The 17,604-nt window shown below is 46.5% G+C and carries 14 protein-coding genes; 13 read left to right on the top strand and 1 reads right to left on the bottom strand.

Translation table 11 applies throughout. The annotated features are described in order from the left end of the window. The first annotated feature begins 69 nt into the window (after positions 1–69). Together LKE40_14380 and LKE40_14375 are read left to right on the top strand one after the other, a co-directional pair. Complete coding sequence (locus tag LKE40_14380; GenBank protein MCH3918616.1) at positions 70–1,083, top strand: NAD(P)-dependent oxidoreductase; 1,014 nt, start codon at positions 70–72, stop codon at positions 1,081–1,083. 6 nt (positions 1,084–1,089) lie between these two features. Continuing rightward, positions 1,090–2,616, top strand: a complete 1,527-nt coding sequence (locus tag LKE40_14375) for an NAD(P)-dependent oxidoreductase (protein ID MCH3918615.1) — start codon at positions 1,090–1,092, stop codon at positions 2,614–2,616. A gap of 51 nt (positions 2,617–2,667) precedes the next feature. Here LKE40_14375 and LKE40_14370 read toward each other — a convergent pair whose 3' ends face one another. Further along, entirely contained in the window at positions 2,668–3,159 is a 492-nt protein-coding gene (locus LKE40_14370; GenBank protein ID MCH3918614.1) for a flavin reductase family protein, read from the bottom strand. 279 nt (positions 3,160–3,438) lie between these two features. Here LKE40_14370 and LKE40_14365 point away from each other — a divergent pair, with 279 nt between their 5' ends. From LKE40_14365 to LKE40_14315, 11 genes are all read left to right on the top strand, one after another. After that, the gene (locus LKE40_14365) at positions 3,439–4,596 is read left to right on the top strand and encodes an extracellular solute-binding protein (GenBank protein ID MCH3918613.1); all 1,158 of its coding nucleotides are present in this window, start codon (positions 3,439–3,441) and stop codon (positions 4,594–4,596) included. Between the two features lie 90 nt (positions 4,597–4,686). After that, the gene (locus tag LKE40_14360; protein ID MCH3918612.1) at positions 4,687–6,480 is read left to right on the top strand and encodes an iron ABC transporter permease; all 1,794 of its coding nucleotides are present in this window, start codon (positions 4,687–4,689) and stop codon (positions 6,478–6,480) included. Position 6,481: 1 nt separating this feature from the next. Continuing rightward, positions 6,482–7,594: an ABC transporter ATP-binding protein gene (locus LKE40_14355; protein ID MCH3918611.1), complete on the top strand. Its 1,113-nt coding sequence runs from the start codon at positions 6,482–6,484 to the stop codon at positions 7,592–7,594. A 79-nt stretch (positions 7,595–7,673) separates the two neighbouring features. Continuing rightward, entirely contained in the window at positions 7,674–8,375 is a 702-nt protein-coding gene (locus LKE40_14350; GenBank protein MCH3918610.1) for a response regulator transcription factor, read from the top strand. Continuing rightward, positions 8,359–10,125: an ATP-binding protein gene (locus tag LKE40_14345; GenBank protein ID MCH3918609.1), complete on the top strand. Its 1,767-nt coding sequence runs from the start codon at positions 8,359–8,361 to the stop codon at positions 10,123–10,125. The genes LKE40_14350 and LKE40_14345 overlap by 17 nt, the downstream gene beginning before the upstream one ends. A 3-nt stretch (positions 10,126–10,128) precedes the next feature. Beyond that, positions 10,129–11,568, top strand: coding sequence for a phosphomannomutase/phosphoglucomutase (locus tag LKE40_14340; protein MCH3918608.1), 1,440 nt, complete (start codon positions 10,129–10,131; stop codon positions 11,566–11,568). Positions 11,569–11,660: 92 nt separating this feature from the next. After that, positions 11,661–12,716: a BMP family ABC transporter substrate-binding protein gene (locus LKE40_14335; protein MCH3918607.1), complete on the top strand. Its 1,056-nt coding sequence runs from the start codon at positions 11,661–11,663 to the stop codon at positions 12,714–12,716. Beyond that, on the top strand, positions 12,713–14,239 hold the full coding sequence (locus tag LKE40_14330; GenBank protein MCH3918606.1) for an ABC transporter ATP-binding protein: 1,527 nt from the start codon (positions 12,713–12,715) through the stop codon (positions 14,237–14,239). Before LKE40_14335 ends, LKE40_14330 begins: the two co-directional genes overlap by 4 nt. After that, positions 14,236–15,261 (top strand): ABC transporter permease, encoded by a 1,026-nt coding sequence (locus tag LKE40_14325; GenBank protein MCH3918605.1) that lies wholly within the window; start codon positions 14,236–14,238, stop codon positions 15,259–15,261. Before LKE40_14330 ends, LKE40_14325 begins: the two co-directional genes overlap by 4 nt. After that, on the top strand, positions 15,252–16,124 hold the full coding sequence (locus LKE40_14320) for an ABC transporter permease (GenBank protein ID MCH3918604.1): 873 nt from the start codon (positions 15,252–15,254) through the stop codon (positions 16,122–16,124). The genes LKE40_14325 and LKE40_14320 overlap by 10 nt, the downstream gene beginning before the upstream one ends. Next, the gene (locus LKE40_14315) at positions 16,121–17,545 is read left to right on the top strand and encodes a hypothetical protein (GenBank protein ID MCH3918603.1); all 1,425 of its coding nucleotides are present in this window, start codon (positions 16,121–16,123) and stop codon (positions 17,543–17,545) included. Before LKE40_14320 ends, LKE40_14315 begins: the two co-directional genes overlap by 4 nt. Positions 17,546–17,604 lie beyond the last annotated feature (59 nt).

The following is a 17,604-nucleotide window of genomic DNA, read 5'->3' as shown; positions in this document are numbered from 1 at the left end:
GTGTCTATATCTTTAAAAATGAGAGCTAAAGAGAATGCTCACAAAAAACTATTTCTCAAGGAGCATAACATGAAGATATGTATGATAGGTGGCACAGGTCTACTTGGCAGTGAAGGAGCCAAGGAATTGATTGCAAGAGGACATGAAGTGACTGCAATTGCACTTCCGCCCCTCCCCGAAGGAGCTGTCCTTCCTCCGCAGATGGAAATCAAATACGGAAATTATCTGCAGATGAGTGATGATGAAATAAGAGGCTTCCTCAAAGGCTGTGACGGTTTCGTCTTTGCTGCAGGAGTAGATGAAAGAGTCGAAGGTCCCCATCCGATCTATGACCTGTACAAAAAGTATAACATAGATCCGGTAAAGCATCTGCTTACGCTGGCAAAGGAAACCGGGGTCAAGCACGCAGTCATCCTAGGCTCGTACTTTGCCTATTTCAGCAAAATCTGGCCCGAAAAGAAACTGACGGAATGGCATCCCTATATCAAAAGCAGACGGGACCAGGAAGACATTGCCATGTCATTCGCAGACCAGGATTTTGATGTCGCAGTTCTGGAACTCCCATATATCTTCGGGACCCAACCGGGAAGGAAACCTGTATGGCTGTTCATGGTCGAGAACATCAGAGGCATGAAAGGTGCAACGATGTATCCGAAAGGCGGAACTGCAATGGTGACAGTCCATCAGGTAGGTCAGGCAATAGCAGGTGCCATCGAACGCAACAAGGGCGGCAATTGCTATCCTATCGGCTACTACGACATGGAATGGAAACAGCTGCTTGCAATCTTCCACAAATACCTGGGTTGCCCTGACAAAAAAATCATCACCATTCCGAACCAGCTCTATGAAATCGGCGCCAGGAAAATCATGAAGGAGCAAAAAGAGAACGACATCGAAGGAGGCCTGAACATGGTCAAGTTTACAGACCTTCAATGCTCAAAGCTCTTCATCGACAAGTCCCTCGGCTGTGAACCTCTTGGTGTCGAAGAAGACGATATTGACAAAGCCATCGGTGATTCTGTCCAACTCTGCCTTGATATCCTTGACAAACATGCAAAGACACTCGACATGAAGGGAGAATGACCGATCATGCGCAAACAAAAAGTCTTCCTTACCGGAGCTACAGGGAATATGGAAACTGAGGTCCTGCAAGCATTGCTTGAAGACAGTGACAAGCAAGACATCACCATCCTGGCCCTCGGGACAAAGGCAGACAGGGAAAAACTCAAGCCATTTGAAAACCAGAGAGGCATTTCAATACATTGGGGAGATCTCACGAAGTATGAAGATGTCTACGCCTGTACAAAGGAAGCAGATATCGTATTGCATGTAGCAGCCTTGGTTTCTCCGACGGCAGACTACCATCCCGACCTTGCCATGAAAATAAACTATGGATCAATGAAGCACATCATTGATGCCATCGACGCCCAAGGTCGGGCCGGAGAAGTCAAAGTCGTTTCCATCGGTACCGTAGCAGAAACAGGAGACCGGATGCCTCCAATCCACTGGGGACGCGTCGGGGACCCGATCAAACCAAGCATCTTCGACTACTATGCAGTATCAAAGATAGCAGCAGAAAGACTCTTGATTGAATCTGACCTCACTTATTGGGCAAGTCTGCGCCAGACCGGCATAATGGGTCCGGCAATGAGCAAGGTAAAAGATGCCATCATGTTCCACAACTGTCTGGATAACGTCTTGGAATATGTTTCTGACCGCGATTCAGGCCGACTGCTCGGCAATCTCTGCCATATGGAATATGAAGGTTCCCTGCCTGATACTTTCTGGGGACATATCTACAATATCGGCGGTGGTGATGCCTGTAGGGTCGATACCTATACGATGTATCGGAAACTGTACACAACCATCGGCTTCAGGGATCTTTCACATGTCATCAGGCCAAAATGGTATGCAACGCGGAATTTCCACGGACAGTACTATCTGGATTCAGACAAACTGGAGGATTTCCTTCATTTCCGACATGATTCCATGCAATACTTCTATGATGCATACCTCCAGAATCTGGGAGCTGAAGCAAGTCTTTCAAAAGCACTGTGTCACCTGCCCGGAGGCCAAAGCCTCATGGGAAAGCTCATCAGAAATACCTTCGTCAAACAAGCAAGGACCGAACATGGCACAGTCAGATTCATAGAACAGGATATGACCCTGTATATAGATGCTTATTGGGGAAGTAAAAAAAATTGGGAACAACTTCCTGGTAACATAAATGACATGGAACATTTCAAGGACTGGGACAACGTAGTCCATATAGACCACGGCTATGATGAAACAAAGCCGGAAAGTGAACTCTGTCTGGATAACATGAAACAGGCAGCAGAATTCCGAGGAGGGAAATGCCTGTCCAAGACAATGGAAACAGGAGATTGGAAAAGCAAACTACACTTCGTCTGTGCTTTCAGCCATGAATTTGAAGCAAGTCCACGTTTGATCCTCGAAGGTGGACACTGGTGTCCTCATTGTGAAAGGAAAAGCTGGAATTATGCGGCAAGAGCCAAGGTTGAACCTTTCCTTGCCCAGGTATGGAATCCTCTTCATGACAAGTCAGAACCAGAAAGGGAATACCCGAAAACCGTGTCAGAACTTGATGTAAAATAAAATACCCCTCGACGGTACTGAATGATTCGTATCATCAGTACCGTCTTTTTTTTACAGCAGATCCAACTTGGAAAAGTCTATCTTACCATCTGTCCCAATGGCAGTCTCAGGCGCATGTACCTTCTCTACCTTGCAGATGAACATTTCATGAGATCCTGTCACAAGGGAATCCACGACTTTACATTCCATGTTGATCGGACAATCATCAAGCACAGGAGCTGCCACAACATCTCCATCCGTGCTTTTCAAGCCAAGTGTCTTGAACTTGTCAATATCCCTGCCACTCTTGGAACCGATTACCCCATATTCATGCTTGAAATCCTTACCTGGAAGATTGATGACCAGACATCCCGATTCCTTTATCAAGTGATGTGAAAACCTGCTGGGCGCGATACCGACCATGACCATAGGTGGATCAAAACTGCAGTTTCCACAATATCCGACGACCAAGGCATTGTTCCTACCGTCTTTTCCTCTGCATGATACTATTGCCTTCGGCATCGGCTGCAAGCAACTTACCTTACATGCATCTTTCTTCTGCATAAGCCTCTTCCTCCCCAAAGCTCTTAAAAATAGAAAAACGACCTTATTTTCCCCTATACTAACTTCATTATAGGAAAGAACATCAGAATTTTCCTTTTCTTTTTATCATAACACAGAACAGCATAAAAGTGAAGCAATGGCAACTATCTTTTCAGATGTCTGCAGCTGTACCTTCATAAAGAATCACAGAAAAAACAAAATTTTCATTGACAATTCAGAAAACTACGATATAACTTAAGAAACTATGTTAAGAAAAATTAACACTAAAAGGAGAAGACAATGAAAAATCTTGCTCGGATTACCCTTTTGGCAACATTGCTTACTACAGCAACACTACCAATTTTTGCAAACGGAAACAGTGAGGCTCCTGCAAAGCAGCAGCCCGCAGCAAAGCAACAGCAGGCTCCGATGAGCCACGATGAGTTGGTTGCCGAAGCCCAGAAGGAAGGAAAAGTCGTAGTCTATTCCATCACCAGCAGAATAGCCAATGCAGCCGAAGGTTTCAAAGAAAAATATGGCATCGACGTCGAAGCAACAGATCTCAAGGACTATGAACTCATTGAAAAAGTTGCAAAGGAACAGTCAATCGGCGCACAGGGAGCTGACTTCGTCATTGCCCAGGACGGCGGAAGAGTCATGGGTGAGTTGATCAACCTCGGTTATCTGTATTCCTATATGCCGGAAAGCATGAAGTCTGTCATTCCTCAGAACTACCAGGACCCTCTGGTATTTGCAATGATCAACAAGCTCTTTATTTTCAACAATGAAGATTCAACTACGGAACCATTCGACAATATCTGGGCATTGACTACAGATGAATGGAAAGGCAAGTTCCAATTCAAGAATCCGTTCCAGGAAAGTGTCAATGCAAATTTCCTGACAACCATCACGAAACCGGAAATAGCGGACCAGATTGCAAAGGCTTACAAGGACTACTTCGGCAAGGATATCACGCTTACTACGAAAAATGCCGGCTATGAATGGATAAAGGACCTATACAGCAATGACCTCGTCGTAACGACTTCTGATACCAAGACAGCTGAAAGCATCGGTGTAAAAGGACAGCACAAGGCACAGAATGCAGGACTGTTCGTCTATTCAAAACTCCGCTATGTCAAATCCAAGGACCTTGCACTGCAGCCGATGCTCAATGTCGAACCGTTCTGTGGCTTCATCTATCCTATCTATGCCCTTATGTGCAGCAATGCCAAGCATCCTGCAGCCGCGAAACTGTTCATCGAATATCTCCTGACGGAAGAAGGTTTCAAACCATGGTCTTCGGATATCGGAACCTATTCTTCAAATCCAAACATAAAGATCAACGAAGGAGACCACCCCGTATCCTTCTGGGAAAAGAAACTGGTCATGGAAGACCCCACTTACTGCTTCGAAAACAGGGCAGATGTAGAGGAATTCCTCAACGAATACATCTACTGATCTCTTTGACCAAGAGCGGTAAGGGCCCTGCCCTTGCCGCTTGCATCAAAATTCTGGCAACCCGGTTGCCACTGTCGGAAGGAAACGATTTTGACTTACAAAAACCGAATCAAGAGCTTCTTCAAAAAGCCTCATAATGTCATTCTGTTCGTACTTTCCATCGTCTTGATTTACCTGACGATCATCCCTATGTTTTCCATCATAAGGGATACCTTTACCGTCCATCAGTCAGAAATGATGAAGATAAAGGGAGCAATGGTGGGAGATTTTACGCTCTATCATTGGAAAAAAGTACTTTTTTCAAGCATCAGCAAGAAAATATTCTATGAACCACTAGGCAATACCCTTTATATTGCCCTAGGCTCCTGCCTCGTTTCAATCATTCTTGGAGGTATTGTTGCCTGGCTCGTCACCCGATCAGACCTGAAATACAAAAGCCTGGTGTCCACCCTCTTCATATTCCCTTATATCATGCCATCATGGACCCTTGCCATGTTCTGGCTCAACTTCTTCAAGAACTCATTGGTCGGAGGAGCTCCCGGGCTGTTTACGGTCCTCACGGGAATTGAAACCCCCAACTGGTTCGCTTATGGTCCATTCCCGATCATCATGGTCCTGGGTATGCACTATGCACCGTTCGCTTATATCCTTATAGGCGGCATCCTGAGAAACATGGATGCAAACCTTGAGGAAGCAGCCACACTTCTTGGAGCTTCCCGATGGACAATCATGAAAAAGATTACCGTACCGATCGTCCTCCCTGCACTTCTTTCCACCTTCCTGCTTGTTTTCTCAAGTGCCATGAGTGCCTTTGCCGTACCGGCTTTCCTAGGGACTCCGGTACGTTACCAAGTCCTGACGACACAGATGTACAGGACACTCAATGGCCTTAATCCCGGTTATGGATATATCATGGCACTGATCATGATCATCATCGGCGTAGCCATTCTTGCCGCAAACCAAAAAATCGTCGGTACAAGAAAGAACTACACCACCATAACAGGTAAAAGCTCCAACATAGCACTTGTAAAACTAAGGAAATTCAACTGGCCGATTACGATTATCCTGCTGGTCTGTATCTTCTTCGTCTGCATCATGCCACTGGTATCCTTTGCCATAGAATCCTTCCTCGTCGTACCGGGCAACTATTCCTTGAGTAACTTCTCTACCGTCTTCTGGGTCGGCAAAGGTTCGCCTGACATAGCCAACGGGGAAGCCGGTATCCTCAGGAATGCTTCAATCTACAGAGGGCTATGGAACTCTATCAGGCTTTCTATCCTGGTGGCTTTCATTTCCGGTACCGTCGGTATACTGGCAGGCTATGCCATTGCAAAAGGAAGAGGTACGAAACTCTCCACATTGGTCAATAACCTTGCATTCTTCCCCTATCTGATGCCCAGTATGGCCTTCGGAGCAATTTACCTTTCGATGTTTGCGGTACGGAGAGGTTTCATTCCTCCTCTCTACGGTTCCTTTGCCCTGCTTGTTCTTGTCGGTGCAGTCAAGTATCTGCCGTTTGCATCCCGTGCAAGCATAGGTGCCATGCACCAGCTCAGCGGAGAAATAGAAGAAGCAGGTACGATACAGGGAATCCGATGGTGGAAAAGAATGACCAAGATCATCTTCCCCATCCAGAAATCAAGTTTCATCTCAGGGTATCTGTTGCCTTTCATCTCCTGTATGAGGGAACTGTCACTCTTCATCCTGCTGGTTACACCTACTTCCAGGATTCTGACTACCATGCTCTTCCAGTACAACGAGAAAGGCTGGAACCAGTATGCAAACGCAATCAACCTTTTGATCGTACTGTTCGTCGTCATAAGCAACCAGATCATCAACAAGGTGACCGGCGCATCAATTGACAAAGGCATAGGAGGAAATTGAAATGCCGACCATTACACTGAACCATATTACCAAGCGCTTCGGAAAAGCCGAAGCTGTACATGACCTGAACATGGTCATTGAAGACGGGCAGTTCGTTTCACTCTTGGGCCCGTCCGGCTGTGGCAAGACTACTACATTGCGTATGATCGCAGGTCTTGAAACCCCGACCGAAGGTGAGATATTCATCGACGACGAGTGTGTCTTTTCCGCAAGCAAGGGCATAGATGTATCACCGGACAAAAGACATGTCGGCTTTCTTTTCCAGAATTATGCATTATGGCCTCATATGACCGTGTATAAAAACATTTCATTCGGACTGGAAAACTTGAAATGGGACAAGGAAAAAATCGATGCCAGAGTAAAGGAACTGACCCAGATGCTCCAGATTGATACGTACGTGGACCGGTATCCTGCAGAATTGTCAGGTGGACAGCAGCAGCGTGTTGCCATTGCACGTACACTTGCCACGGGCCCGAAAATACTCCTGATGGACGAACCTCTTTCCAACCTTGATGCAAAATTAAGGATGGAAATGAGAACAGAGCTCAAAAGATTGCATCAGGAAACAAAATCTACGTTCGTCTATGTCACGCATGACCAATTGGAAGCAATGACATTGTCTACGAAAATCTGTCTGATCAGAGAAGGAATCCTACAGCAGTACAGACCACCTTTGGAGGTCTATCGTAATCCTGCAAACATCTTTGTGGCAGATTTCGTCGGGTCTCCCAATATCAACTTCATTGACATGGAAGCTTCCCAGGTCAACCTTGATGAAATCCAATTGAAACAAGGCAGCCTGTCCCTGCTGTTTACCCCTTTGACAGGTCCCATCACCCTAGGCAATGCAACAAAAGTAACCCTTGGCATCAGACCGGAAAATATCATAATCGGTACAGAAGGTATGTTTGACGCCACCATCTATTCAACACTGCCGTCAGGCATGGAAACTATCCTCAAGATAAAAATTGACGACATGCTCCTTACCTGCGTCGTATTCGGTGATGTTGATTTCAAGATGGACGACAAGGTCAAAGTAACATTCCCAGGAAAAAAGTATGTCCTGTTCGACAAGGAATCAGGCAAGAACCTTGGACTTGGAAGTTTGGTGTGACATACCTGTCGGCAGACGGAAGTCTGCCGATTGCCTTTTGTGGCCTGGTCCTTTATCCTTTCAGATTGGGAGCTGACAAATGGAAAAGGGAACGATTCTGGTAGTCGATGACGAAAAACAGATGGTGCGGATGCTGATGTTGAACCTCCGAGCCCATGGGTACACCCCGCTGGCAGCTTATGAAGGTACAAGTGCCCTGCGCCTGGCAAGGGAAAAGCAGATCGATGCAATATTGCTTGATGTAATGATGCCAGGTATGGATGGCAAGGATGTCTGCAGGTTGCTTAAGGAAGAACCTGCTACCAGGACTATTCCCGTATTGATGATCAGCGCAAAATCACAGCTAAATGACAGGATTGCAGGCCTCAGCTATGGTGCCGATGATTACATAACAAAACCATTCGACATCCAGGAACTGCTATTGAGAATAGAGGCAGCTATCAGGCAAGTCAGGTTGCTTAAAGGCAACAATGTCGGCATACTCCGCTTGGGTTCCCTGACCCTGGACCGAAAGAATTATCGGGCAAAGGGAGAAAAAGCCGAATTGGATCTGACATTGACTGAATTCAGGATTTTGGAACTGTTGATGAGACATCCTGGCGAAGTATTGCCGAGGGAAGCTATTGCCGAAACCATCTTCAACAGAGACATAGAAGAAATCGGAAGGAGCCTGGATGTACACATCAGGCATCTGAGGAGCAAATTCCAAGATGCACAAATTACTGATTGCTTCATTACCACCCTCAGGGGAGTCGGCTATATCCTTGAACACAAACAATAGGCGATGGCTGCTTCTTATCCTTGCTGGCTGCAGTATACTTCTGCTGTCCTTGATCCTCATCGGACAAATACAGGAATTTGCACTGGCTCATGTTCGTTTCCTTGGACAGAACGATACCCAGTACATCAAGGACAAACTGCTTGAAGGCGAAGATGTAACAGCTTGCATCAAGGATTTCAAATCCACGACAGTCCGTTTCCTTGTCATTACTGACGGGACATACAGGGTACTTGCAACAAAAGGTATCGACAGGAAAATAGGATCGACTTACTTCAATGCACAGTTGCTCAAGGCAAGCCAAAACGGTTGGTTCCAGAACATTGTAAAGACAGGTGACCACCGATCCATTTCATATGCAAGTAAAATAGTGGTTTCGAATAGGACATACCTGCTGGATTTCAGTTATCAGACGGCAGATGATTCTATACGGTTCACTACGATAGGCCTGGAACTTCTGAGCATGGTTCTGATATTGTGCTTCATTGCCTATCTCGTTTCACGTATTCACCTGCACTACTATCGACGTCCATTGAAAAAATTGCTCAAGAATGCAAAAAATACGGCACTTCCTCAATCAGATTTCCAGGTACTTGCAGTTGACAATGAAGCTGCCGATGAAATCAAGGAACTGGTTGCCTCCTTCAATCAGCTGGTATACAACCATAGGGTCCTGCTTGAAGCAGACCGAACAAAGATCAGCCGTATGAATTCCTTGCTTTCAGATCTTTCTTCAGGCATCCTGATGACTGACAGAAACGGAAAAGTCACGTTGATCAACCCCAAGGCCTGCTCTTTCCTTGATGTCCAGGAAAGGGAATTGTTCTGTCAGCCGTTGACAATGGATTCCAATCAGCTTTTTGCACAGATACTCCACATGGCACAGTCCGTCTTCACGGACGAGAAAAACAGGAACCAGACGATGCGAAAGGATGACGGTACCATAATCGAAGCAGAAGCCAGGATATTGTTCGACAAATATATACCCTATGCAAAGGAAGGAGTACTTGTCATGCTCAGGGATATCACAGAACATTGGCAACTGGAACAGATGAAAGATGAGTTCGTTGCCAATGTTTCACATGAACTGAAAACTCCCATGGCTATTCTCAGCGGTTATGCCCAGGCACTTGCGGACAAGCAGATAGAACTCAGCAAGGCAGACAAGGAAGAATGCATTTCAGCAATACTGTCAGAAACCGGGCACATGGAACACCTTATCGAAGAACTTCTGTCCTTATCAAGAATTGACCAAAAAGCAGAGGAACCACTCGAGCAAATTCATCTGCAGCCACTGCTCGAAGCAGCATGTACCCTACAGTCAGAAAAAGTTGCAGACAGGGGAATACATATACAATGTTCACTCTCCAGCAATCCGGCCTTGATCAAGGGCAAGCAACTATGGGTCATGCAGGTTATCGGGAACCTGTTGGACAATGCGATGAAATATTCAGGAAACGGTACACAAATCACGGTAGAAGAATATGAATCAGGAGAAAACGTCATCATCAGGATAACAGATCAAGGCATAGGAATCAGCAAGGCAGATATTCCCCATATCTTCGAACGTTTCTACCGAGTGGAGAAATCCCGGAACAGCGAAATTGCAGGTTCAGGTCTAGGCCTGTCAATAGTCCGGAAACTCATGGAAAAAATGCAAGGGACGATAGAAGTCCAGAGCACTGTTGGCAAAGGAACTACGTTCTGCCTTACATGGGAAAAAGCCACTGACACTGCTGCAAGAAAGGGATAAAGAATGGGACATATATTCAACAAGGAAATACTCAAACCTGGAGATATCAGAGGCATCTATGGTACTGAGCTTACAGCAGAAGACTACTATTGGTTCGGACGTACCTTTGCAACTTATCTTATTACGAAAAATGGAATTTCCTGTATCGTCGGAAGAGACGGAAGACTTTCTTCGCCTGAAGCTTCACAGGCACTCATCAAGGGACTTGTCGAAAGCGGCATACAGGTCATTGACCTAGGCTTGGTCTCATCACCTTGCCTCTATTACAGCGTTTCATCCCTGCATGCCGATGGAGGACTCATGGTAACAGCAAGTCACAATCCTCCGGCATACAACGGCTTGAAATTTGTACTCCAAGGCAGAAACTTCCTGGAAAAAGATATTGCAGGCTTGGCAAGGACAGCAGCAGAGGACAGTTGTCTTCAGCTTCAGCGCCAAGGGACGGTAACGGAAGGAAAACGAGAAAAGGAAGCTTATCTTTCCCATTTGCTTGCCGAAGCAGACAAAAAGACATTTGCAGGCAAACGCATCGTATGGGATCCCGGCAACGGAGCGGCCCTGTTCATACTGAAATCCTTTCTTTCGCAGATGCCGGGGGATCACTATCTCATCTGTGATACCATTGACGGTTCTTTTCCAAACCATGCCCCCGACCCAAGCAAACCAGAAAACCTTGTGTTGCTGGGCAAAACCGTACGCGGGCAACAGGCAAATCTCGGCGTTGCCTTTGACGGTGACGCTGACAGGATTGCCATCGTCGATGAAGACGGACAACCATTGAGCGGCATACAGCTGCTTCTGCTGCTTGCAGGACCGTATCTTGACAGGCATCCTGGGTATAAGGTACAAAGCGAAGTCAAAGCCAGCAGGATATTCCTTGATGGCATCAAGGAACTTGGAGGCATACCTTTGCTCACCAAGGTCGGACGTGTCAATCAGCAGATACATATGCGAGAGACAGATGTCGGACTCGCAGCTGAAACCAGCGGACATGTATATTTCAAAGAAAACAACTATGAGGATGATGGCCTGTTCGCAGCTCTTGAAGTGCTCAAGGCATTGCAGTTCTGGCATATTTCCCTTTCGGATTTCAGGAAGAAATATCCGATGCCTATAAACAGCGGTGAAATCCGCCTGCCCATGCAGGAAAAAGACAGGAAGATCCTCTTGGATAGCATACGTCGGCATGCCGATGAGACCACTGGACATCTGCTATTGGTTGACGGAATAAGATGGGACAACGAGAAAGGCTTTTTCCTAATCAGATCCTCCAATACAGAACCGCATATGACCATCTATGCCGAGGGCAAGGATGAAGTATCCTATATATGGATATGCAAAAAGCTCATACAAAGCATCAATGCAACAGGGTATGACGGAAATGTGCTCTATGGCAAGTTCGGCTTTCAGTTTTCTGACCATATGAAGCCTAAGCTGACGTAGGTTCACCTACGTCAGAAAAAAAAGCTCCCTCTTCCGACTTTTTCCCAAGCTTCCCTTGAAAAAGAATGTCAGTATGCATAGCGTCTTAGGGTATGGAAACTACACTATTTTTCACTTCACGCATATTGAGACGAATGTATAAGGCAGCACTGTGCTTTCTCCTGATACCACTTGCGATGCTCGGTGCCAGCGGAACCCAGGAAAAGAACAAGGACACATTGCAGGTCCTCGTCTATATAAGCGGCGTATTGGACGGAAGTCCTACCTATCAGGCATTGGCAGACGGTGCCAATGAATTTGCCGCTGACCATCCGCAGGTAACGGTCAAGGTCTACGAGGCAGGCTATAACCAAGCAGAATGGGAATCGCAATTGACCAGTCTTGTGGCTTCTGGTACCTATGATCTGGTATTGACCACAAATCCCTCAATGCCGGAAATCTGCAACAATATTTCAAAGAAATTTCCAAAGCAGAAATTCGTGGTAACTGATGGCTATCTTGAAGGGAATCCCAACATATGCACCTATTCCTTCGACCAGTACCAGCAAGCTCAGCTTCTTGGCTACCTTGCAGGTCTTGTAACTACCAGCAACATGAAGGGTGCAAACAAAGAAAAGAAAATCGGTTATCTGGTAGCGCAGGATTATCCACTGCTCAATGATTATATGATTCCAGGCTATCTGGCCGGAGCACGGAAGGTCGACAAGGATATAACGCTTGACAAACGTATGATCGGCAATTGGTTCGATGCTTCAAAGGCAAAGGAACTGACCGATGCAATGGTTGCATCAGGGGTCGATGTAATGGCACTTGATATCGGAGGTGCAGCAAAAGGCGCAATAAAAAGCGCCGTAGCACATGGAACCTATATCACAGAAAAGGACGTAGATGACTATGCATCGGCTCCGGGGACTGTCATCGGCTGCGGCATCATCAAGGAAAAACAACTTGCCATTGAAATCCTTTCAGAAGCACTCAAAGGAACGATAGCCTGGGGAAAAGCCTCTGCATTGGGAATCAAGGACGGATACATCGACTTTGTTGACGATTCCCCATATTATGGAGAAGGGTTGACCCCACAGGTAAAGGATGCTTTTGATGCTTTCCTCAGCCAAGTAAGAAAAGGAGACATTGACTTAAGCAAATGATTCCTGCAATACAGGTAAAAGGCCTGTCAAAAACCTACAAAGAATACGGCATCAAGGCTGTGGATGATGTCAATCTTGTTTTCTCCAAAGGTTCCATAACCTGTATTGTCGGGGAAAACGGTGCAGGAAAGTCAACATTGATGAATCTGCTCTATGGCATGGAACGTCCTGACGCGGGAACAATTGAAGTAGACGGAAAGCAAGTCAGTTTCTCTTCCCCCGCCGAGGCCCTGCAGGTAGGAATAGGCATGGTGCATCAGCATTTCATGCTTTTTGCCCCCTTCTCAATTGCCAAGAATGTCGTTCTTGGCATGGAACCAAGGACGTTTCTGTTTTTTTATGATAAAAACAAGGCAGAACAGAAAGTCCAGGCGCTTCTTGACAGGCAGGGTTTTCCGCTGAAGGCTTCAAGGAAAGTCAAGCAACTGGGAGTCGGTGAAAAACAACTGGTCGAAATCACAAAGATGCTGTACAGGAAAAGCAAGATACTCATACTTGACGAACCGACTTCCATGCTTACCGAACAAGAAACGAAGTCCCTGTTCAGGACGCTTGCAAAACTCAAGACCCAGGGCAACTGCATCATTCTCATCACGCACAAGATCAAAGAAGTCATGGAAATTGCAGATAGCATAGTCGTCATGAGAAAGGGCAAGCTGGTCGGGAACTACAGAAAGCAGGAAGTCGATCAATGCCTTCTCTCAAAACTGATGGTAGGATCTGCAGTTACCGTACATAGGATGGAGCCGTCTGACCTGAGAAACAAGATGCATACAAAGGCCATACTCAGGGCAGATGACATCTGGGTTGAAAAGAACAACGAAGCGAAACCATTGCTGCACGATATCAGTTTTACCGTCCATGCAGGGGAAGTCCTTGGATTCTGCGGTGTAAGCGGCAACGGCATGGGTGTCCTGGAAGCTGTACTGGGAGGTATGTTGCCTACCAGCAGGGGTACGATCAGATTGAAAGGCAAAGACATCACAAATCTCGGAGCAAGAAAACTGAGGCATATGGGTCTCGCTTTCGTTCCATCAAACAGGATCCACTATGGATGTGGACAGAATGCTACAGTGGAAGAAAACCTCGTCATAGATGAAAGGCAGGAATATTTTTCATTGCAGAAAGACAGCAAAAAGGCATTCGTCGACGATATCATCGGAAATTGTCAGATTACTGGCCAGCTCGGACAGGCAATCGGACAGTTGAGCGGCGGCAACATACAGAAAGTAATATTTTCAAGGGAAATCCACAACATGGAGGATTACATTGTACTTGCAAATCCTACATGGGGACTGGATGTAGCAGCAACGACCTACGTACATGACAGAATCAGGGAACTGCAGGCAAAAGGAAAGGCAATTATCCTTCTTTCTTCCAACCTCGATGAAATAATGGAGCTCAGTGACAGGGTCAACATACTGCATGATGCAACAATCGCGGCACAGTTTGAAATGACTCCGGCAATTACAAAGACAGTCATCGGTTGCTACATGCTTGGAATCGGAGAAAAACAGGCATGAAATACAGAAGAAAAGAAACAGTTGTCGGTACATTGAAGATTCTTGGCATAGCCCTTCTGCTTCTTACCTTGCTTTCATTCATCCTTAGCCGCCAACCATGGAAAACAATAGCAGCCATGAGCCTCGGCCCTTTTTCAAATCTCTACAATTTCGGAAACCTGCTCAATGCTGCAGTCCCCATGGTCCTGGGTGGCCTAGGTATTCTCATCGCATTGAAGGCTTCCTTGATCAACCTGGGTGGTGAGGGACAAATATATCTTTCTGCACTAGTAACGACACAAGTAGGACTCTGTCTACATGGCTGGGGTCCTTTGGGAGCTGTCATTGCATTGCTGGCAGGCGGTTTATGCGGTGGCCTTATGGCGGCCCTCAGCGGATTGCTCAAAGCCATATGGAAAACAAACGAGCTGATTACTTCTTACCTGATCTCATCATGCATGATCAATCTAGGAAATTATCTCGTTACGGGACCATTGCATGATCCGCAGACAAATCTGCTTTCAACCCGACAGATAGCTGCATCCATGCAACTTCATCAAATCCTACCACCTTCAGGTCTCAGTACTGCTCTGATTTATGCAGTCTGCCTCACTTTTATCGTCAACGCCTATCTGTTCAAGACAAAAGGTGGCTATGAGCTAAGAATGGTCGGCATAAACGAAGATTTTGCAAGATATGGCGGCATCGGCAGCCATGGACGCATTGTCTGGGCTTTGTTCCTAAGTGGTTTCTTCCATGGCCTCGCAGGAGGAATGTTGGTGTTGGGAACGTATCATGCAACTCTCAGGGAATTTTCATCAGGCATCGGATGGAGCAGTTTTTCCGTTGCCCTGATTGCTTCAGGCAATCCTATTGCAGTCCTTCCTGCCTCATTCTTCTTTGCATGGATACAAAGCGGCGCAACCATTGCCATGCAGCAAAGTGATGTTACAAGTGATTTGGCACAAATTGCACAAGGACTTGTATTTCTGCTCATATCCAGTACGGTATTGCTGAAAGGAAGGAAAAACACATGGAACTGATCATCAACAGCATGTTGGATATCATGGTTCCCCTGTTGCTTGCAGCAACCGGAGGCCTGTATACGGAACTTGCAGGTACACTTAACATAGCCCTTGAAGGCTTGATGATCATGGGAGCTTATTTTTCCTATACCGCCGCAGCCTATACCGGTAGTCTTTTCTTAGGCACCATGATAGGAATAGCAGCTTCCCTTATCCTAGCATTCGTGATAAGCAAAGTCACCCAAATGCTCAAAGCAAATTTTTTCATCACTGCCCTGGCTGCAAACCTGCTTGCTCCGGGATTGACAGGAGCTCTTTCATTCAGATTCTACGGCAACAAAGGAATCCTCACATTCCCAGACATGCCCAAGCTACCCCTTTGGAACTATCCTTTGCTCGGACAGCATTCCCCATTCCTGCTCATTGCATTGCTGCTGCTTGTCCTCAGCTACATACTGATCAAAGGAACTGCTTTCGGCATCCGTCTCAAAGCCTGTGGCATTGATGCTGGTGCATTGAAAAGCTACGGTATAGGACAGGACCGGTTACGGGAAATTTCTTTTCTCATCTCAGGTTTTTTCTGTGCATTGGCAGGTAGCAGCCTGTCTCTGAACCTAGGCAGCTATGTTCCCGGTATTACAGCTGGAAAAGGTTGGATAGCCTTGGTCATCATCTATTTGGGAGGACGGGATATCATAGGTCTGCTTCCTGCTACATTGATATTTGCATTTGCCGAAGCAGTTTCTGACAACCTTCAGGGATTTTCTTCATTGCCAGGAGATCTGGTACTTGCCTTGCCGAACTTGTTTGCCTTGCTTGTACTGATCGGTGTTTCCATCTATGCTGGACACAGAAATCATTTCAAGGAACACAAGCAATGATCTTGACAGTTGACATCGGCACAACGACATTGAAAACAGCCCTTGCAGATACGCACGGGGTATTATCACATCTTTCGATACAAAGGTTGGAAAATCATATCGAAGGACCTGTCGCAGAATGCAATCCATATCAATATCTGCAAGGATTGCAGGAAGCAGTCAAGACTCTGCCCAAGCAGCAGGTCGAAGCTATCATCATCAGCGGCAATGCCCCGACGGTAGTGCCGGTCTGCGGTATGCCGACTGTGGGAAATGGTCTGCTTACGCTCAAGGCAGCCCCTGCAAGACTTTGGCTTGACCAACGGGGCAAGGAATTCTCACCAAGGGTATCCCAAGCCGTCGGAAGCCATATAGACGGCAGTTTCTATCTGCCGAAGATATTACGGATAAAGGAAAAGGAACCTGAACTGTTTGAACAGGTAACCTGTTTTCTTACCAACAGCGAATATCTTGTCTATGCCTTGACCGGCACGGCTGCAACCGTTTTCCCTGCAAAACATCTGGGCCAATATTATTGGACGGACAGCCTGCTGGATACTTTTGGCCTTGACCGGAATCTGTTTCCTCCCTTTGTCAGCCCCGGAACAATATTGGGTACACTGACGAAAAAGGCTGCAGATGCATTGGGTCTTTCACAAAAGACAAAGGTCATTGCAGGAGGACCCGACTTTTACCTTTCAATCTTGGGCAGCGGAGCCTGCAGCCCCCATCTTGCCTGCGACAGAAGCGGAACAAGCGAGGGAATCAACCTCTGCATCAGCAAGCAAGTGACCAGTACGCCGCTCATGTGCTATGAACATCCGGCAGACAGCAACCTATGGAATCTTTCCGGGGTAATATCTACCACGGGCGCTGCAATAGATTGGGGCATGAGACTGCTTGGCCTGGCAAAGGATGATTACAGGACATTCATCAACATGGCAAAAACGGCAGGAAAGACAGATGTGCTGTTTCACCCCTACCTCAACGGGGAACGGGCTCCGATATGGAACAGTGAGTTGACCGGCAACCTGTCAGGTCTCCGTCTTACTACAGGAAGAGGTGAAATTGCCTTGGCTATCATGGAGGGCATATGCCTGGCCATATATGATGTCATGGATACAATGGGCAAGCTGGGTGAAGCTGCAACCTGTCTCTACATTACGGACAACCATTCGGACATGGGCTTCCTCAGCCAGCTCAAAAGCACGGTACTGCAACTGGAAACAAGGGATTTGACAGACAAACCGGTAGAACTGATGGGACTATCCATGCTTGCATCAACCTCATTGGGCTACTACGGTAACCTGAAAGAGGCTGATGCCCATCTGTCACGACCCACCGTAGCCTACCACCCTGACAGGAAAGCGGGGACTTATTATCATGAAAAATATCTCAGATTCAAAGAATTGTATCGGCAAACTCACCAAAACAACACCTAAAAACTCGGAAAAATCAGTTTTATAATCTATCGCCATACTTTGGCCATCATATTCTATAA

The sequence above is a fragment of the Spirochaetia bacterium genome, assembly GCA_022482625.1.
Taxonomy (GTDB): Bacteria; Spirochaetota; Spirochaetia; order Sphaerochaetales; family Sphaerochaetaceae; genus Pleomorphochaeta.
Note: the sequence above shows the minus strand (reverse complement) of the source record. Positions and strands in the feature narration are given on the sequence as shown.